This window comes from Stenotrophomonas terrae (genome assembly GCF_039674165.1).
Classification (GTDB): Bacteria; Pseudomonadota; Gammaproteobacteria; order Xanthomonadales; family Xanthomonadaceae; genus Stenotrophomonas; species Stenotrophomonas terrae_A.
In genome coordinates this window covers 57,558-76,850 of record NZ_JBDJMY010000011.1, presented here as the reverse complement: position 1 = coordinate 76,850, position 19,293 = coordinate 57,558, and the positions used below count along the sequence as shown (strand labels likewise).

Annotated in this window: 15 protein-coding genes; 12 read left to right on the top strand and 3 right to left on the bottom strand. The window is 62.4% G+C overall.

Features of this window, described 5'->3' with window-relative positions; genetic code table 11:
- Positions 1 to 75: 75 nt before the first annotated feature.
- The gene (locus tag ABE493_RS07245) at positions 76 to 2,652 is read left to right on the top strand and encodes a M14 family zinc carboxypeptidase (protein WP_346498267.1); all 2,577 of its coding nucleotides are present in this window, start codon (positions 76 to 78) and stop codon (positions 2,650 to 2,652) included.
- A gap of 274 nt (positions 2,653 to 2,926) precedes the next feature.
- Here ABE493_RS07245 and ABE493_RS07240 read toward each other — a convergent pair whose 3' ends face one another.
- Positions 2,927 to 3,319, bottom strand: a complete 393-nt coding sequence (locus ABE493_RS07240; RefSeq protein WP_346498266.1) for a hypothetical protein — start codon at positions 3,317 to 3,319, stop codon at positions 2,927 to 2,929.
- A gap of 91 nt (positions 3,320 to 3,410) precedes the next feature.
- On the bottom strand, positions 3,411 to 4,805 hold the full coding sequence (locus ABE493_RS07235; RefSeq protein WP_346498265.1) for a DEAD/DEAH box helicase: 1,395 nt from the start codon (positions 4,803 to 4,805) through the stop codon (positions 3,411 to 3,413).
- A gap of 15 nt (positions 4,806 to 4,820) precedes the next feature.
- On the opposite strand from ABE493_RS07235, the gene ABE493_RS07230 reads away from it, so the two are divergent.
- The 3 genes from ABE493_RS07230 (at position 4,821) to maiA (ending at position 6,918) form a co-directional block, all read left to right on the top strand.
- Positions 4,821 to 4,949 carry a hypothetical protein gene (locus ABE493_RS07230; protein WP_346498264.1) on the top strand — a complete coding sequence of 43 codons (129 nt, stop codon included), beginning with the start codon at positions 4,821 to 4,823 and terminating at the stop codon, positions 4,947 to 4,949.
- A 228-nt stretch (positions 4,950 to 5,177) separates the two neighbouring features.
- A complete protein-coding gene (locus ABE493_RS07225; protein WP_346498263.1) occupies positions 5,178 to 6,167 on the top strand; it encodes a fumarylacetoacetate hydrolase family protein in 990 nt (329 codons plus the stop codon).
- Between the two features lie 94 nt (positions 6,168 to 6,261).
- On the top strand, positions 6,262 to 6,918 hold the full coding sequence (gene maiA, locus ABE493_RS07220) for a maleylacetoacetate isomerase (protein ID WP_346498262.1): 657 nt from the start codon (positions 6,262 to 6,264) through the stop codon (positions 6,916 to 6,918).
- 802 nt (positions 6,919 to 7,720) lie between these two features.
- Here the strand turns inward: maiA and ABE493_RS07215 are convergent.
- Positions 7,721 to 8,851, bottom strand: coding sequence for a PilT/PilU family type 4a pilus ATPase (locus ABE493_RS07215; protein WP_346498261.1), 1,131 nt, complete (start codon positions 8,849 to 8,851; stop codon positions 7,721 to 7,723).
- A 98-nt stretch (positions 8,852 to 8,949) separates the two neighbouring features.
- Between ABE493_RS07215 and ABE493_RS07210 the strand changes: the two genes are divergently transcribed.
- The 8 genes from ABE493_RS07210 to ABE493_RS07175 all read left to right on the top strand — a co-directional run bounded on the left by ABE493_RS07210 (position 8,950) and on the right by ABE493_RS07175 (position 19,218).
- The gene (locus ABE493_RS07210) at positions 8,950 to 9,336 is read left to right on the top strand and encodes a DUF4398 domain-containing protein (protein WP_346498260.1); all 387 of its coding nucleotides are present in this window, start codon (positions 8,950 to 8,952) and stop codon (positions 9,334 to 9,336) included.
- Complete coding sequence (locus ABE493_RS07205; protein ID WP_346498259.1) at positions 9,336 to 10,217, top strand: OmpA family protein; 882 nt, start codon at positions 9,336 to 9,338, stop codon at positions 10,215 to 10,217. Before ABE493_RS07210 ends, ABE493_RS07205 begins: the two co-directional genes overlap by 1 nt.
- 329 nt (positions 10,218 to 10,546) lie before the next feature.
- Positions 10,547 to 10,765, top strand: coding sequence for a YdcH family protein (locus ABE493_RS07200; RefSeq protein ID WP_057627287.1), 219 nt, complete (start codon positions 10,547 to 10,549; stop codon positions 10,763 to 10,765).
- A 179-nt stretch (positions 10,766 to 10,944) separates the two neighbouring features.
- Complete coding sequence (locus ABE493_RS07195) at positions 10,945 to 12,315, top strand: pyridoxal-phosphate dependent enzyme (RefSeq protein WP_346498258.1); 1,371 nt, start codon at positions 10,945 to 10,947, stop codon at positions 12,313 to 12,315.
- 85 nt (positions 12,316 to 12,400) lie between these two features.
- The gene (locus tag ABE493_RS07190) at positions 12,401 to 13,594 is read left to right on the top strand and encodes a cystathionine gamma-synthase (protein WP_346498257.1); all 1,194 of its coding nucleotides are present in this window, start codon (positions 12,401 to 12,403) and stop codon (positions 13,592 to 13,594) included.
- Positions 13,595 to 13,596: 2 nt separating this feature from the next.
- A complete protein-coding gene (locus tag ABE493_RS07185) occupies positions 13,597 to 14,391 on the top strand; it encodes an ABC transporter permease (RefSeq protein ID WP_346498256.1) in 795 nt (264 codons plus the stop codon).
- Positions 14,381 to 15,736: an ABC transporter ATP-binding protein gene (locus ABE493_RS07180; protein ID WP_346498255.1), complete on the top strand. Its 1,356-nt coding sequence runs from the start codon at positions 14,381 to 14,383 to the stop codon at positions 15,734 to 15,736. The genes ABE493_RS07185 and ABE493_RS07180 overlap by 11 nt, the downstream gene beginning before the upstream one ends.
- Positions 15,736 to 19,218: a glycosyltransferase gene (locus tag ABE493_RS07175; protein ID WP_346498254.1), complete on the top strand. Its 3,483-nt coding sequence runs from the start codon at positions 15,736 to 15,738 to the stop codon at positions 19,216 to 19,218. Before ABE493_RS07180 ends, ABE493_RS07175 begins: the two co-directional genes overlap by 1 nt.
- Positions 19,219 to 19,293 lie beyond the last annotated feature (75 nt).

Sequence of the window (19,293 nt, the reverse complement as noted above, 5' to 3'; positions counted from 1 at the left end):
ATGGCTCGGCACTACATGCATCGATTTTTCCGAAATTTCGCAACAAGGTTCATGCAATAGGGGAGTGCAACATCCATGTCGTTCCGCTTTTCACGCCTGCTGCCAGTGCTGTTGCTGGCAACGCTCATCAGTCTGTCGCCGGCCTACGCCCAGAACAGCTACTACTTCCCCGCCGCGCAGCAGTTCGACGCAAAGGTGCCATCACCGCAGCAATTCCTTGGCTACGAGATCGGCAGCCACTACACACGTCACGACCAGTTGGTTGCCTACTTCAACGAACTGGCGCGGGTTTCGGACAAGGTCAAGGTCGAGGTGATCGGCCAGAGTTATGAGCAGCGGCCGCTGCTGTTGGTGACCATTGCCTCGTCGCGCAACCATGCGCGCAGTGCCGAGATCGCCGCGCAGCGGCAGGCATTGATCGATCCCGCACAGCCGCTACCGGACGCCGATGCACCGGCGGTTGCCTGGCTGGGTTACAGCGTGCACGGCAACGAAACTTCCAGCGGTGAGGCAGCAATGCTGACCGCCTATTACCTGGCCGCCAACCAGGATGCGGAAACCGCGCGCTGGCTGGATCATGCCGTGGTGGTGATTGATCCGGCGCAGAACCCGGATGGCCGCGACCGCGCTGCAAACTGGCACAACGCCTGGGGCTCGCAGCCGCCATCGGCCGACCCTGCAGACAAGGAGCACGTGGAGCCTTTCCCCAGCGGCCGCGTCAACCACTACTTCACCGATCTCAATCGCGATTGGTTGGCGTTGTCCCAGACCGACAGCTGGCCCAAGGTTGCCGCGTTCCATCGCTGGTATCCGAACATCCAGATCGACTTCCACGAGATGGGCAAGGACAGCACGTATTACTTCGAGCCCTCGCCGAAGAGCATGGAGAGCCCTTTGCTGCCCAAATCCTCCTACGAGGCCAACAAGTGGCTGGCACGCTTCCACGCACAGGCGCTGGATGCGCTGGGTTCGCTGTATTACACCGGCGAGAATTTCGATAATTTCTCGCCGATCTACGGCTCGACCTATCCAGATTTTCATGGTGCGGTAGGTGTGACCGTGGAGCAGGCCAGCTCGCGTGGTCTGGTGCAGGAGTCGGTCAATGGTCCGCTGCATTTCAACTTCACCATCCGCAACCAGGTGGCGACCGGCCTGGCCAGCGTGCGCGGAGTGGTTGAGGACAGGGATCGCCTGTTTGCCCTGCAGAAAGAGTTCTTCCGCAGCGCGCTGAAGCAGGCAGCCGCCTATCCGGTGCATGACTGGGTGTTCGGTGATACCGCCGATGCGACGCTGACCCGCAAACTGCTGGCGGTGCTGTTGCAGCATCGTATCGAAGTGCATGCCTTGGCCCGTGATGTCGAGGTCGATGGCAAGCGCTTCGTGGCCGGTTCGGCCTATGTGGTGCCGGCGCGGCAGCCGCAGTTTCGCCTGGCCCATGCCATTTTCGAGTTCACTCCGGCGGTGAAGGGTGATGTGTTCTACAGCGGCACCTCGTATGCGGTGGCACCAGCGTATGGCCTGCGTTACGCGGGCAGCCGCGGTGCATTGCCGGGTGGCGCGCGGGTGGAAGAGGTGCCCACGCAGCAAGGCGGTATCAATGGTGGCCGGGCGGGTTTTGCCTATGTCGCCGATGCACGTGATTTTGGCAGCTACCGTTTGTTGGGTGCATTGCTGGGCGACGAGGTGCGCGTGCGCACTGCGCACCAGCCGTTCACTGCCGCTACCGCGACGGGCGATGTTGCGTTCGGGCAGGGAGCGGTGGTGATTCCAGTGGCGGGGCAGCGCCTGGATGGCGAGGCGCTGCAGGCCAAGGTGTTGGCCGCTGCGCAGGCGGCAGGTATCACCGTACATGCGCTGGCCAGCGGCCGCACTGCCAGCGGCATCGATCTGGGCAGTGACAGTGTGCGCGTGCTGCGCAAGCCGAGCATCGCGCTGGTAATGGGCGAGGGCGTATCCGCCACCGAGATCGGCTCGACCTGGTTTGCGCTGGATACGGCGCTCGGCCTGCCTTCGAGCAAGATCGACCCGGTGCAGCTGGGTAGTGCGGATCTGTCGCGCTACACCTCGATCGTGCTGTCCGGTGGCACCTACACCACGGTCAGCGATGCCGGTGTGGCGGCGCTCAAGCGCTGGATTGCGGCGGGTGGTTCGCTGGTGGTCTATGGCAGCGGCGCGCGCTGGGCCATCGACAAGGGGCTGGCGGAGGCCAAGCTGCGCGATGGTGACAAGAAGGAAGATGCCGAGCGTCTGGATTTCGGTACGGTGCGGGATGTGTTCGCGCTGGGCCGGGTCAGCGGCAATATCCTGAGTGCCGATATCGATCCAACCCATCCGCTGGGCTTTGGTGTGCAGCAGCGCCGCATCTGGGTCAACAAGGAAGGCGGGCAGGTGTTTGAGCCGGCGAAGAATGCCTTCCTCAATGTGGTGAATATCGATCGCGAGCCGGTGGTGAATGGCTATCTGTCCGATGCCAACCGTGCGCGTGTTGCCGGGTCGAGTTATCTGCAGGTGGTGCCGACCGGTAGCGGCAACGTGGTGCTGTTTGCCGATGACCCTGCGCACCGCAAATACTGGTATGGCACGGAGCGTTTGCTGCTCAATGCCTTGTTGCAGGCGAATTATCTGAGCACGCCGCGCCAGCGCGGGGAGTAGGATTTAGTCCCTCTCCCGTTTACGGGAGAAGGGAATCGAGGCAGGGCCAAGCATCATCTGTAGTGCCGAGCCATGCTCGGCAGGGGCTTTACCGCAAAGCCAAAGCTCCCCCTCATCCGCCCCTGCGGGGCACCTTCTCCCGCAAGCGGGAGAAGGGACAAGCTCAAAGCCAAAGCTCAAAGCCAAAGCTCAAAGCCAAAGCTCAAAGCCAAAGCTCAAAGCCAAAGCTCAAAGCCAAAGCTCAAAGCTCAAAGCCAAAGCTCAAAGCCAAAGCTCAAAGCTCAAAGCCAAAGGCAAAGGCAAAGGCAAAGCCAAAGGCAAAGCCAAAGGCAAAGCCAAAGGCAAAGCCAAAGGCAAAGCCAAAGGCAAAGCCAAAGGCAAAGCCAAAGGCAAAGCCAAAGGCAAAGCCAAAGGCAAGGCAAAGGCAAGGCAAAGGCAAGGCAAAGGCAAGGCAAAGGCAAGGCAAAGGCAAGGCAAAGGCAAGGCAAAGGCAAAGGCAAGGCAAAGGCAAGGCAAAGGCAAAGGCAAGGCAAAGGCAAAGGCAAAGGCCAGAGGGGCAAGCGCGGTGCCCGGTTCTCGACGTGGCAATGACTAGCGTTCCCTTCTCCCGCTTGCGGGAGAAGGTGCCCCGCAGGGGCGGATGAGGGGAGCCTTTGATCTTGCACAACTGGATCCCACAGCGCCCACAAACCAGAAAGGCCGACGCAATGCGTCGGCCTTTCCTTTGCAACTCATCTCATCCCAACAACAAGCTGGAATCAGGCGCTGGTACGGCTCTGGCCACGGCCGCCACGACGCTGACCACCACCCGGGTGCGCATCACGACGCTGCTGGCCATTGCCGGCATTGCGCTGGCCGCCCGGCTTCTGCGGCTGGCCGCCACGGCCACCGCGCGGTGCATCGCCGGTCGGGCGACGTGCGGCATGGCCGCCGTTGCCGCGACGCGGGGCCTTCTGGCCGCCCGGATGCTCAGCCTTGCCCGGCGCGCTGTTGCCCCAACGGATCGGGGTATGCGGCTCGAAGCCCGGCACATCGCGGATGTCCATGTCGCGGTCGAGCAGGCGCACGATCTGACGCAGCAGCTTGGCTTCGTCCTGTGCAACCAGCGAGACAGCCTCACCGGTCGAGCCGTTGCGGCCGGTACGACCGATACGATGCACGTAGTCTTCCGGCACCATCGGCAGGTCGTAGTTGATGACCTTCGGCAGCTCGTTGATATCGATGCCGCGAGCGGCGATATCGGTGGCCACCAGCACGGTCACGCGGCCGGCCTTGAAGTCTGCCAGTGCGCGCAGGCGCTGGCCCTGGCTCTTGTTGCCGTGGATGGCCGCAGTCTTGATGCCGGACTTTTCCAGGAACAGCGCCAGCTTGTCGCAGCCATGCTTGGTGCGGCCGAACACCAGCGTCTGCACGCGGGAATCTTCAGCCAGCAGGTGCAGCAGCAGCTCACGCTTGCGCGCGCCATCAACCGGGTGCACGCGGTGGGTGATGGTCTCGGCAACGGTGTTCTTCGGCGTAACCTGGATCTGCTCCGGGTTGTGCATGAACTCCAGCGCCAACTGCTTGATGCTCTCTTCGAAGGTCGCAGAGAACAGCAGGGTCTGGCGGTTCTGGCGCGGCAGCTTGGCCAGGATGCGCTTGATCGAGGGCAGGAAGCCCATGTCGAGCATGCGGTCGGCTTCGTCCAGCACCAGGATCTCGACGCCGGACAGGTCGACGCTGCGACGCTCCAGGTGGTCGATCAGGCGGCCCGGGCAGGCGACCAGCAGGTCCACGCCACGGCGCAGGATGTCCAGCTGGTTGCCCATGCCGACGCCGCCGTAGATGCAGGCGCTGGGAATGCGCAGGTACTTGCTGTAACCACGCAGGCTGTCATGCACCTGGGTGGCGAGCTCGCGGGTAGGGGCCAGCACCAGGGCGCGCGGGCGGCGCGGGCCGTTGCCCACGCTCTGCGGCGAGGTGGCCAGGTGCTGCAGCAGCGGCAGGCCAAACGCGGCGGTCTTGCCGGTACCGGTCTGGGCGCCGGCCAGCAGATCGCGGCCGTCCAGCGCAAGCGGAATGGCCTGCTCCTGGATCGGGGTCGGGTTTTCGTAACCCTGCTCGGCGAGCGCGCGCAGCAGGAAGGGCGCAAGGCCCAGGTTTTCAAACGACATGGAGTGCTCCGAAACATGAATAACGCGCGCCCGAAGGGGCTGGCGTTGCTGATCATTGAAGATCAGCTGATCTCGGAGCGTTCCCGTAAACCGCGCTGCAAGATCTGGATGCAACCAACGCGGTGCGCTGGCTGGAATGCGTGACGATAGGCGTCGGAGTGGGGGCGGGCGGGCGGATGGGCCAGATGGCCGCTGATCCTGCACCGCCGGCGGTCCCTGAGGGAAACGGACGGCCGCTGGCAGACCGCGCTAGTCTAAGGGATTGTTGGCGCCGGTACAAAAACCCCTGTTCAGCATTCCTCCGGGAAGGCTGGTCGTGGCTGGCATATTCATTACAATTGAAACTTATTTCTACGCAGACTGGACACTCCCATGAAGCTTGGTTCCCTGAAGGAAGGCGGCCGCGACGGCACCCTGATCGTGGTTTCGCGCGACCTGACCCGCGCCGTGCGGGCCACTGGCATTGCCGCCACCCTGCAGCAGGCGCTGGAGGACTGGTCCAACCTGGCGCCGCGGCTGAACGCCCTGTCCGAGCAGCTCAACGCCGGTAGCGTGGAAGGCGAGTTCGCCGTGGACATGCAGGCGCTGGCCGCGCCGTTGCCGCGCGCCTATGAGTTTGTCGATGGCAGCGCCTACCTGCCGCACGTGGCACGGGTGCGCAAGGCGCGCGGTGCCGAGGTGCCGGAGAGCTTCTACACCGACCCGTTGATGTACCAGGCCACCAGCGCCGGCTTCTACGGCCCGCGCGATGCGGTCAAGGTGATCAGCGAGGACTACGGCATCGACCTGGAAGCCGAGATCGTGGTGATCACCGACGACGTGCCGATGGCGGTGACCCCGGCGCAGGCTGCCGGTCATATCCAGCTGGTGGGCCTGGTCAACGATGTCAGCCTGCGCAACCTGATCCCGGGCGAGCTGGCCAAGGGCTTCGGCTTCCTGCAATCCAAGCCGCGCTCGGCGCTGAGCCCGGTGTTCGTGACCCCGGACGAACTGGGCGCCGCTTGGCAGGACAGCAAGGTGCACCTGCCGCTGCTTACCCATATCAACGGCAAGTGGTTCGGCGCACCGGAAGCCGGCGTCGACATGCAGTTCAATTTCGCCCAGCTGGTGGCGCATGCCGCCAAGACCCGTCCGCTGTCGGCCGGCGCCATTGTCGGCTCGGGCACCATCGCCAATGAGGACACCAGCCTGGGGGCTTCCTGCTTCGCCGAGCAGCGCACCGTCGAGGCGCTGCGTGATGGCAAGCCGTCCACCCCGTTCATGAGTTTTGGTGACGTGGTGCGCATCGAGATGCTGGACCGTGACGGCGTCAGCATTTTTGGTGCGATCGAACAGCAGATCGAGCAGGCATCGCGCCCCTGAGGCGGTATACAAGGTGTTGGCATTGCGTTGGTGGTGAAGGAATCCTCACCACCAACGGGTATTGTTGTGGCGCATGGAAAGGGGGAAATCCGACATGGAAGCAGGGCTGACGCTCTACAGTTACTGGCGCTCAAGCGCCGCGTACCGCGTGCGTATCGGTTTGAATCTGAAAGGTCTGGCGTATGCCGTCACCCCGGTCCATCTGGTACGTGATGGTGGCCAGCAACACGCGGCGGACTACGCCGCGTTGAACCCGCAGGAACTGGTGCCGACGTTGCGCCATGGTGAGCGCGTACTGACCCAGTCGCTGGCCATTCTTGAATACCTGGATGAAGTCTTCCCGGAGCCGACGCTGTTGCCGGCCGATGCCGGCGGGCGTGCCCGCGTGCGCGCGCTGGCGCAGCAGGTGGCCTGCGACATCCATCCGCTGAACAACCTGCGGGTGATGCAGTTCTTCGATCGCGAATGGAACGTGCCGCAGCCCGAGCGCGACGAATGGACGCTGCACTGGATGCGCAAGGGTTTCACCGCGTTGGAGGCGATGGTGGCGGGCTCGTTCGACACCGGTCGTTATTGCCATGGCGCCGAACCGGGGCTGGCCGATTGCTGCCTGGTCCCGCAGTTGTACAACGCCCGTCGTTTCCACCTGGACCTGGCCCCGTACCCAACCCTGCAGCGGATCGAAGAAGCCTGTCTGGCCCTGCCCGCATTCGACGCCGCCCGCCCGGAAAACCAGATCGACGCGATCTAAGCAGCTGCAGAAATCACCGCCCAAACTGTTGTGCGGGAGCGGCAAGCCGCGAAGCCAGCATTGCATTTGTGGGAGCGGCGTAAGCCGCGAAGCCGGCATTGCTTCTGTAGGAGCGGCGTAAGCCGCGAAGCTGACATCCCCTCCGAAGCAGCAGCTGAACCTTATGCGCGCCGAAGCAGGCCCTCAGCTCGGAGCCAGCAGTGGCTTCGCGGCTGACTCCCCTCCCACAAAAAACCATAGCCGTTTCCCCGCTGCTCGGAATGTCGGACCGATACAACTGGGCTGGCCAAGCTGTTGTAGGAGCGGCGTAAGCCGCGAAGCCGGTATTGCATTTGTGGGAGCGGCGTCAGCCGCGAAACCGGCATCCCAACCGAAGCAGCAGATCAACCTGACGCTCGCCGAAGCAGACCTGCAGCTGGGAGCCAGCAGTAGCTTCGCGGCTGACGCCGCTCCCACAAAAATCGTTGCCGTTTCCCCGCTGCTCGGAATGTCAGGCCGATACAACTGGGCTGGCCAAGCTGTTTTAGGAGCGGCGTACCCCGCGAAGCCGGTATTGCATTTGTAGGAGCGGCGTGAGCCGCGAAACCGGCATCCCAACCGAAGCAGCAGCTCAACCTTATGCGCGCCGAAGCAGACCTGCAGCACGGAGCCAGCAGTGGCTTCGCGGCTTACGCCGCTCCTACAAGAGCTCCTGCCACAGCTCCTACAAGAGCTCCTACAAGAAGGGCTTGCCGCAGGCTTGAATCACCCCAAACAACAAAGCCCCGCATCGCGGGGCTTTGTTGTGGGCTATGCCGCAGGCTCAGAAGCCGTGCGTGATTGCCGCTGGTGCTGCCACCGCGAAATCCGCATACGGATCATGCTCGCCGCTGCCGCCTTCGGACAGGCGGAACTTCAAGGCCAGGCCATCGCGCGAGTCGGCGGCGCGCAGCGCCTCCTCCTGCTCGATGATGCCGTCCTTGGCCATGCGGAACAGGCATTGGTCGAAGCTCTGCATGCCTTCTTCCAGCGACTCTTCCATGGCCTGCTTGATCGTGTGAACTTCGCCCCGGCGCAGCAGGTCGCGGATCATCGGCGTATTGAGCAGCACCTCGGTGGCGGGGCGGCGACGGCCGTCCTTGCCCTTGACCAGACGCTGCGAAACCACCGCGCGCAGGTTCAACGAGAGGTTCATCAGTACGTTCTTGTGCGCGCTCTCGGGGAAGAAGTTGAGGATGCGCTCGATGGTCTGGTCGGCGTTGTTGGAGTGCAGCGTGGCCAGGCACAGGTGGCCGGTTTCGGCGAAGGCGATGGCCGCTTCCATGGTTTCGGCGTCCAGGATCTCGCCGATCAGGATCACGTCCGGCGCCTCACGCATCGCGTTCTTCAGCGCGTTGTGGAAGGCATGGGTGTCCAGGCCCACCTCGCGCTGGTTGACGATGGACTGCTTGTGCTTGTGCAGGAACTCGATCGGGTCCTCGATGGTGAGGATGTGCCCGGTCGAGGTGCTGTTGCGGTGGTCGATCATCGACGCCAGCGAGGTCGACTTGCCGGAGCCGGTCGAGCCAACCACCAGCACCAGCCCGCGCGGGGTCATGATCACGTCCTTCAGCACCTGCGGGAGGTTGAGCTCCTCGATGCTGGGGATGCGGCTCTTGATCGCACGGATGACCATGCCCACTTCGCCGCGCTGCTTGAACACGTTGACGCGGAAACGCCCGGCGTCGGCCAGGGCGATGGCCATGTTCAGCTCCAGGTCGCGCTCGAACTGCGGCACCTGGCCCTCGTCCATCAGCGAATAGGCGATTTTCTTGACCATTCCCGGCGGCAGGCCGGTATTGCCCAACGGGTACAACTTGCCTTCAATCTTGATGTAAACCGGCGCTCCGGTCGTCAAAAACATGTCCGAAGCGTTTTTTTCGGTCATCAGCTTCAGGAAATAGCCGATATCCATGCGAAATTTTTCCCCAACAAACGGCGGCCTGCCGTTGCAAGCACGCCTCTGGCTTGACCACAATGGCCGCGCTCAGTCTCCCAAGCCACGGCTCCCCAATGAAACCTAGCTTCGCACAATTAAGAAGATTCCTGTGTGTCACCGCCTGCATATTCGTGCTAAGCGGCAGCGCTCTGGCACAGGATCCGGGCGCAATGGAACTGCTCACCGCACAACAGGCCGTGGAAAAGGCCGACCGCGCCGACGCCGACCAATACGCGCCGGACACGATGGCCATGGCGCGCCAGCAACTGGGCCAGGCCCAGCAGGCCGCAGGCGACCGCCGGCTGCGCAAGCAGGCGCCGGTGCTGGCGCTGCGTGCGGCGGCCGATGCCGATCTGGCGCGGGCGCAGAGTGAAGAGGCCGTCGCGCAGGCCCAGCTGGCCCAGCGCAAGGCCGAGGTTGCACAGCTGCAACGCCAGTTGGCGACAGGGGAGGGACGTTGATGCGGATCAGGAATCTGGTGGTCGTGGGCCTGCTGGCCATGCCGATGCTGGCGCTGGCAGCCGAAGACCCAGCCGTGGGCGCCTTGAACCAGCGGCTGCTGATGCTGCAGGCGGACATGGCCACGGCCGACGTGGCGCCGTTTGAAAAGCTGCAGGCGCAACAGGCCATCGCCGCGCTGGCCAAGGCCAAACGCAAGGACCTGGACGACGCGCGTTATCTGGCCGAGCGCCGGGTTGCCATTGCCGAGGCGGCCAGCCGCACCGCGCTGGCACGGCGCGAAATCGATCAGCTCGAGCGCACCCGCAGCGAGCTGCTGATCGAGGCCAGCCGGCGCGATGCGGCTCGCGCCCGCCAGGAAGCGGAGCAACTGCGCGTGCAGACCCAGATCCAGGCCGAGGAAGCTGAACGCCTGCGTCTGGCCGCCGAAGCCGAGACCCTGGCGCGCCAGGACGCCGAAACCGCGCTTACCAGCGTTGCCGGCCGTCAGCAGCAGCGCCTGAGTGCAGCCCAGCAGAACGCGGCCAAGCTGGCTCGCGAAGAGGCTGAGCTGGTCTCCGGGCAGAAGTTGCCTGCGTCGAAGTTTGACGGACGTGGTGAGGTCTATACCTTCGCTGGCGATGCCTTCGCGGCCGGTCAGGCAGCGCTGTCCGGCGGTGCCCGCAACCAGACCAAGGCCTTGGCCGAGTACCTGAACATCGGCAAGAAGGGCCGGGTCACGATCGAGGCCTACGACAGTGCCAACGGGGTGGGCCAACGCCGCGCGCAGGCGCTCAAGGACGCGCTTGTCGAGGCCGGGGTGGCCGCCAGCCGCATCCAGGTGAGCGGCAAGAAAGCGGCTTCGACACGGGCCCGTTCAGCTGAAGTGATTATTGCCCCGTAACAAACTTAAATGGCTGAACTTGTTAGGTTTTTGTCATTCGGCGATGGCTGAATGTGGTCGAGTTCGGATATTCAGGAAACGTTCCCGCAGAACGCTTGCCGGAACCTTTTTGCAGGCGTAGGGTCAATTGTCCGGGCGGCAACTCCGTCGCCCGGACAACGGAGGGCCGAGCCGGTGCAAGCATGGCGCGAACCAGTAACCGATAGCTTCTGGCAGGTTGGCCAGGGCGCGGTGGGTGGTGCCGGCTTGGGCGGTCCCGGCTTTCCAATCCAGCAACGCCCCGTGCCACCCGGCCGGGGCGTTCTTGTTTCTGCATGAAGGAGGTAGTCATGTTCGAAGGGCAGCCGCAGAGTGAAATCGACGCATTGGCCAAGGCCAACCCGGAGTTCAAGCAGCTCTACCAACAGCATAAGAAGCTGAACAAGAAATGCATGGACGCGGAGCTGGGTGTGCTCCCGATTGATGGGGTCACCCTGGGACAGATGAAACGGGAAAAACTGCTGGCCAAGCAGAAGCTCCTGCGGATTTACGAAAACAGCCTCAACTAAACCTTCCCCACGCTTCACCGCTTATGTCGCGGACGGTGGCGGCCTCCTCGTCGGCCGTCATTGTCCGCGCCACTTGCCAGGGTGGATCCGGTGCCGGAAAGCGTCATTAACTGACTTTCCTTCACAACCATCGGATAATCATCGGTCCGGCCGCTTGCGGCGCGATCTGAACCAAACCGATGCCCATCCATTCCTCCATCCTCGAACTCATCGGCAATACGCCCATCATCAAGGCCCAGCGCCTGGATGTCGGCGTGTGCGAGCTGTACCTCAAGATGGAGAGCGCCAACCCGGGCGGGTCGATCAAGGACCGCATCGGGCTGTCGATGATCGAGGCGGCCGAAAAGCGCGGGGATCTCAAGCCGGGCGCGACGCTGGTCGAGGGCACTGCCGGCAATACCGGCCTGGGCCTGGCGCTGGTGGCGCAGCAGAAAGGCTACAAGCTGATCCTCGTGGTTCCCGACAAGATGAGCCGGGAAAAGATCTTCAACCTGAAGGCCATGGGCGCCGAAGTGGTGCTGACCCGTTCGGACGTGGCCAAGGGCCACCCGGAGTACTACCAGGACCTGGCCAAGACCGTCGCCGACCGTACCCCCGGCGCCTATTTCATCAACCAGTTCGGCAACCCCGACAACCCGGCTGCGCACGAGTTCGGTACCGGCCCGGAAATCATCGAGCAGATGGGCGGCGACCTGGACGCGATCGTGTTCGGCTGCGGCAGCTCCGGCACCATGACCGGCCTGTCGCGCGCCTTCGCCAAGCTCTCGCCCAAGACCGAGCTGGTGCTGGCCGACCCGGTCGGCTCGATCCTGGCCGAGTACATCAACGAGGGCACGCTGAACGAAAAGTCCGGCAGCTGGCTGGTGGAAGGCATCGGCGAGGATTTCCTGCCGGATATCGCCGATTTCAGCCGGGTCAAGAAGGCTTATGCCATCACTGATGCCGAGAGCTTCCACACCGCGCGCGAGCTGCTGGGCAAGGAAGGCATCCTTGGTGGTTCCTCGACCGGCACCCTGTTGGCTGCCGCGTTGAAGTACTGCCGTGAGCAGACCATGCCGAAGAAGGTGCTGGTGCTGGTGCCGGATACCGGCAACAAGTACCTGTCCAAGATGTACAACGATTACTGGATGCTGGACAACGGTTTCCTGGAGCGCCCGCAGTTCGGCGACCTGCGCGACCTGATCCTGCGCCCGTACAGCCAGCGCGATACCGTGGTGGTGGGCCCGAAGGACCTGCTGACCACCGCCTACCAGCGCATGAAGCTGTACGACGTGTCGCAGCTGCCGGTGATGGAAGGCAATCAGCTGGTCGGCATCATCGATGAAAGCGATGTGCTGCTGCACGTTTATGGCGACGAAGCCCGTTTCCGCGACCCGGTGTCGGTGGCCATGGTCAGCAAGCTGGACAGCTTGGACGTCAAATCGCCGATCGAGGCCCTGCTGCCGGTGTTCGACCGCGGCCAGGTGGCGATCATCACCGATGGTGACGCATTCCTCGGTTTGATCACCCGCATCGACCTGCTGAACTACCTGCGTCGCCGCGTTCAGTAAACCTGGCTGGTCCCCTCCGTAAGAGGGGGCCACGGTAGATTCAGACAGCACTGATAGAATTTCGCCCCTTTAGCTGGAAGCCCTTATGACGGATCAGCATTCACGCAGCCAGGACGGCGAGCGCGCCTTGTCGCTTGCCACGTTGGCCATCCACGGCGGGCAGTCGCCTGACCCCAGCACCGGCGCAGTCATGCCGCCGATCTACGCGACCTCGACCTATGCGCAGTCCAGCCCGGGCGAGCATCAGGGTTTTGAGTACTCGCGTACGCACAACCCGACCCGCTTCGCCTACGAGCGTTGTGTGGCCTCGCTGGAAGGCGGCACGCGCGGCTTTGCCTTTGCGTCGGGCATGGCGGCCAGCTCCACCGTGATCGAACTGCTGGATGCCGGCAGCCACGTGGTGGCGATGGATGACATCTACGGCGGCAGTTTCCGCCTGTTCGAGCGGGTGCGTCGCCGCACCGCCGCGCTGGATTTCAGCTTCGTCGACCTGACCGACCTGGCCGCGTTCGAGGCTGCGATCACGCCCAAGACGAAGATGCTGTGGATCGAAACGCCGACCAACCCGATGCTGAAGATCGTGGACATCGCTGCGGTGGCCGCAATCGCCAAGCGTCACGGTCTGATCGTGGTGGTGGACAACACCTTCGCCTCGCCGATGCTGCAGCGTCCGCTGGAACTTGGCGCTGACCTGGTGCTGCATTCGGCCACCAAGTACCTCAATGGCCATTCCGACATGGTCGGCGGCATGGTGGTGGTGGGTGACAACGCCGAGCTGGCCGAGCAGATGGCTTTCCTGCAGAACTCCATCGGTGGCGTGCAGGGCCCGTTCGACAGCTTCCTGGCCCTACGCGGCCTGAAGACCCTGCCGCTGCGCATGAAGGCGCATTGCGCCAATGCGATGGACCTGGCCACCTGGCTGGAAACCCATCCGGCAGTGGAAAAGGTGATCTACCCGGGCCTGGCCTCGCACCCGCAGCATGAACTGGCGGGCAAGCAGATGGCCGGCTACGGTGGCATCGTCTCGATCGTGCTCAAGGGCGGATTCGAAGCGGCCAAGCGCTTCTGCGAACGCACCGAACTGTTCACCCTGGCCGAGTCCCTCGGCGGCGTGGAAAGCCTGGTCAACCACCCGGCAGTGATGACCCATGCCTCGATTCCTGTGGCTCGCCGCGAACAGCTGGGCATCAGTGATGCGCTGGTGAGGCTGAGCGTGGGGGTTGAGGATGTTGAGGATTTGCGGGTGGATCTGGAAAGGGCGTTGGGTGGGAACCGCTGAGCATGGGAATCCTCTCGGTTTTCGGTAAGCATCGTTCGCTTACCTTTGAGCTTACCCAGCGCGAGGTGCTTGGTCGTTACCGTGGCGCAAGCTTTGGTTTGTTGTGGTCGCTGATCAGTCCGTTCCTGATGCTGGTGGTCTACACCATGGCCTTCGGCTTCATCATGAAGGGGCGTTGGCCGGGATCGACCGGGTCCACCACCGATTTTGCGCTGATCCTGTTCGCGGGCCTTACCGTGCACGGGTTCTTCGCCGAGTGTTTCACCCGTGCACCGCAGCTTATCGTCAGCAACACCGGCTACGTCAAACGCGTGGTGTTTCCTCTGGATATCCTAGTGTGGAGCATGACTCTTTCGGCCTTGTTCCATCTGCTGATGAACATGGTGGTGCTGCTTTTGATGTACTTGTGTGTGAAAGGCAGCATCCATGCTACCGCCCTGCTACTGCCGGTGGTGGTTCTGCCACTGGTCATCCTGACGGTCGGCATCGGTTGGATCACTTCTGCGCTTGGTGTGTACCTGCGCGATATCGGCCAGATAGCTGGCGTCATTGCCGCAGCCATGCTGTTCTTGTCCTCGGCAATCATTCCGGTCGAGTCGGTGCCAGCCAGCTACCGCGTCGTGTTCGAGCTCAACCCGCTGACATTCATCATCAACCAGGTTCGCGAAGTGGTGATCTGGGGTCGCCTGCCGGATTGGGCGGGCCTAGGCCTCTACACCCTGATCGCCTGCGTGGTTGCCTTCATTGGCCACCGTCTGTTCAACAAGTTGCGCGTGGGGTTTGCCGATGTCCTCTGAAGTCGGCGTGGCCGAGACCGTTATCGAGGTCAAAGGAGTCGGTAAGTCCTACCATATGTACGAGCGTCCTTCGCATCGCCTGTGGCAGGCACTGGCCGGCAAGCGGAAGTCGTTCTACAAGGATTTCTGGGCGCTGCGGGATGTGAGCATCTCGATTCGCCGAGGCCAGACGGTGGGCATAGTCGGTCGCAATGGGTCGGGCAAGTCGACTCTGCTGCAGATGATTGCTGGCACCTTGAACCCAACCGAGGGCAGCATCAAGGTAAAGGGCCGCGTGGCCGCACTGCTGGAGCTGGGTAGCGGTTTCAATCCGGAGTTCACCGGTCGCGAGAACGTCTACCTAAACGCCGCAATCCTGGGCCTGTCGCGTGCGCAGATCGACCAACGCCTGGACAGCATTCTGGCGTTCGCCGACATCGGTGAGTTCATCGACCAGCCAGTGCGCAGTTATTCCAGCGGCATGTCGGTACGCTTGGCGTTTGCAGTGATTGCTCATGTCGATGCCGATATCTTGATCATTGATGAGGCACTGGCGGTCGGTGATGCGTTCTTCTCACAGAAGTGCATGCGATTCCTGCGGGAGTTCCAGAAGCACGGTACGCTGCTGTTCGTCAGCCATGATGCAGCTGCCGTAACCAACCTGTGCGAGAACGCCGTGTGGTTGCAGGACGGCCGCATGCGTCTGTCCGGCACCTCGCAGGAGGTGGTCGAGGCCTACATGACCGAGCAGCACCTAGTGGGTCGGCGCGAGGTGGGCGTGGACGACATAGTGGTCGAGGGGAAGCAGCGGCGGCGTGTTGCTGACGCCCCGGACTTCCGACAGCAGGCATTGCTGGAGGCCGGCGTCACAAACCGCATCGCGCTGTTCCAGTTCGACCCTGACAATGTTGGGCAGGAATTCGGTGCTCAGGGCGCGCGTATCATGGATGTCACGCTCACGGACGAGCACGGCGCGCCGCTGGGGCTGGCCGAAGGCGGTGAGCTGGTACGCCTGCGTATCCGGGTCGAGCTGGTGCAGGCGCTGGACAACGTTATCGTCGGCTTCTACGTCAAGGATCGCCTGGGCCAGCGCCTGTTCGGCGACAACAGTTACTTCGCTTGCAAAGATGCGCCGGTAGGCGGCATGCCAGGGGAGTCCATTGCGGCGTCTTTTCTGTTCCGCATGCCGGTGATGCCTTCCGGCTCTTACATGATCGATGCAGCGGTGGCTTCCGGCGACCAGCACGACCATACCCAACAGCACTGGATCCATGACGCGTTGGAGTTTCGCGCGATCGACGAGACCATGCGGTTTGGCCTAGTGGGCTTGCCCATGCTAGCCATCGATGTCAACAAGGAACCCTGATGATCGAGTTCACCGGCGAACGTTTCGTCCCAACCGAGTACGGCGTGATACGCCAAGAGCATCTGCATCGATACGCCTGGTGCCTGCCGCTGGTCGCGGGCAAGGACGTGCTCGACGTGGCTAGCGGCGAAGGCTATGGCAGTGCGATGCTGGCTGGTCGTGCACAGTCGGTGTGCGGCGTGGATATTTCGCCCGAGGCTGTGGCCCATGCGGCGCAGCGTTACACCAATCTGCACAATCTGCGTTACCTGCAAGGCTCGGCTGCGGCCATCCCATTGCCCGACGACAGCGTGGACGTTGTGGTGTCTTTCGAGACGATCGAACATCTATACGAGCAGGAAGAGATGATGTCCGAGATCCGCCGAGTGCTGCGGCCGGGTGGCGTGATGGTCATGTCTTCGCCGAACAAAGAGGTGTACTCCGACCGTGCTGGTTACCACAACGAGTACCACGTGAAGGAGCTTTACCTAGAGGAATTCCAGGCACTGGTGGCACGACACTTTCCTGCTTCGCGCCTGTGTGGCCACCGGATGTCGGTTTGTTCGACGATCACGTCGCTGGATGGCGGTCCGGACCAACAGGTCTACCAGGCTCTGACCGATACCGGTGAAGGGGTGGTGGAACGCGCAGCGCTGATTCCCGATGCGGTTTATTTCGTGATAGTCGCTGCGGCCGAGCCATCGCTGCTGCCGCAACTGCCGGCGTCCGTGCTGTATGCCGAAACAGAGGATCTCTACGCACACCACCATGAGGTTGCCCGCTGGGCGCAGGCTCAGGATGCGGAGATCGGTGAATTGCGCGGCCATGTCGTGCGTGAGCAGTCGGTTGTGGCTGGATTGCACAGGCAACTTGAGGCAATGCGAGTACAAGAGGGTAGCCAACGCGCGCTTGCCGACTCGCTTCACGGTGAACTTTCGACCGAGAGGGCCAAGGCTGATTCGCTTCATAACGAACTGTCCACCGAGAAGGCCAAGGCTGATTCGCTTCATAACGAACTGTCCACCGAGAAGGCTAAGGTCAAACAGCTCGAAACAGCCATGGCCGAGATCTGGGAAGCACGCGGTGGGCTTCAGCAGAGGCTCAATGCAGTGATCGGCTTGACCGATACCGCACGTCATGCGCTACAGCTGCACCACCAGCAGATCCAGCACTTGATGGAGCGCTCCGGAGTGAGTCGTGAGGACGCCGCGGTAGGGCTGGAGGGTGTAGCAGATGCAGACGAAGTATCTGCAGTGCTGACATCCTACCGGGCCGAACTCCAGGCGCTGCAGAAACTCGCTACATCGTTGATTAACTCGCGTTCCTGGCGCGTCACCAAGCCGTTGCGCTTCGCCGGTCGCGTGTTGCGCGGCGAATGGCGCACAGTGCTTCAGTCGCTGCGCGCCTCCGGAGTAGCTCAGCATCCGTTGCTCAAGCCGATGGTGCCGATGGCCAAGCGTATGCTGTTGCGGCAGGATGCCTCCGTGTTGGCGGCGCTAGATGGATTATTGCTGGACGACGTCAAGCGCGATCCGCAGGCGGTCCAGAAGGGGATTCGCTTTGCGGAGGTCCAGGATCCGATCGTCAGCATCGTGGTTCCCACGTACGGTAACTACGAGCAGAGCCTCGCGTGCGTGGCATCCATTGCTCGTGTCGGGGCGAAGGTTTCCTTCGAAGTACTGATACTGGAGGATGCCTCCGGAGATCCCCAGATCGATGCTTTGTCAACCATTCCTGGTCTTCGCTACCACGTCAACCCAAAGAATCTGGGCTTTTTGCGCTCCTGTAATCAGTCGCTGAGGCTGGCCAAGGGGCGGTATGTTTGCCTGCTCAACAATGACACCGAAGTCCGTCCGGGATGGCTGGATGCCATGGTCGATGTGTTCGACAGCCATCCCGATGCCGGCTTGGTTGGTTCCAAATTGGTGTATCCAGACGGACGGCTGCAGGAAGCTGGCGGCATAGTCTGGTCTGATGGCAGCGCATGGAATTATGGCCGCCTGCAGGATCCGTCGCATCCGGAGTACAACTACCTGAAGGAAGTCGACTACGCGTCCGGGGCATCAATCATGCTGCCGATGGCTCTTTTCCAAGAGCTCGGCGGTTTCGATGACCATTTTGCACCGGCTTACTACGAAGACACGGATATTGCTTTTCGGGTGCGTGCGCGTGGACTGAAGGTCTATATGCAGCCAGCATCGGTGGTGGTGCACTATGAAGGTGTATCCAGTGGCACTGATGAAGGTTGCGGCGTCAAAGCATGGCAGGCGATCAATCGCGATAAGTTTTTTGCGCGCTGGAAGGCCGCGCTTGAACAGGGGCAGTTCGCCAACGGCGAACACGTCTTCCTTGCGCGTGATCGCTCGCGCAGCAAGCGTCATGTATTGGTGGTCGATCACTACATTCCGCAGCCGGATCGCGATGCTGGTTCACGTGCGACCTGCCAAGTGATGCATACGCTGCTGCGCGAGGGGTGCCAGGTAACTTTCTGGCCAGCAAATGCCTACTTCGATGCGGCCTATGCCCCACCGCTACAGCGTGCTGGCATCGAGGTGATGCACGGTGCGGATTGTGTCGGCGTGGCTGGGTTTGAGGCATGGATGGCCAGCAACGGGCGCTACTTGGACGCGGTCATCCTCAACCGACCCCACGTGTCGGCCGAATTGGTTGCCAGCGTTCGCCAGCACAGCAAGGCGGCCTTGGTTTATTACGGTCACGACATACATCATCTGCGAATGCAGCAACAATTGCAGTTGCAGCCAGATGCTGCGCTGGCAAGCGAGGTCGAGCGTTTTCGTGATTTCGAGCATGCGCTATGGCAGGAGACCGATGTGGTCCTGTATCCGTCGAACGACGAGACTGCTCACGTCCGCAATTGGCTAGCGAGCAATGCGCCGAACGCGACCGGTCGTGCAGAAACCATTCCTCTCTACGCCTTTGAGCCGGTTGCCGATGCCGATGTGCCGGAAGCGAAGGAGCGGCGGGATATCCTGTTCGTTGCTGGTTTCGCACATGCGCCGAACGTGGATGCCGCGCAATGGTTCGTTGAAAAGGTCTTGCCATTGGTGCAGGCGCAGCTGCCGACAGTGCGTATGAGTCTGGTGGGATCCAATCCGCGCCCGGAAATCCTGGCCATGGCCTCGGATAGTATCGACGTTACCGGATATGTGAGTGACGAGGTACTGGAGGGTTGGTACCGCAGGGCTCGCATCTCAGTGGCACCGCTGCGCTTCGGAGGTGGCGTCAAGGGAAAGGTGTTGGAGAGCCTTCGGCACGGCCTACCTTGCGTGACTACATCGGTCGGCATGCAGGGGTTGGGCGAGGCGGCTGCGTTCATGCCTGTCGCCGATGATGCCGACGGCATGGCGGCGCATATAGTGATGCTGTTGCAGGACGATGCACGTTGGCAGCAGGTTTCGGCCGACAGCCGCGGATTCATCGCACGTCACTACTCGGATGATGCCCTGCGGCGTATTCTGTCGAAGGCCATTGTGGCTGGTTGAGGACTCGGGTCCATATCCTGTGCCGGCTGCGTATGTCGCCGCCATCCAGGTGATGGTTTGTGGGGCATGAACGCG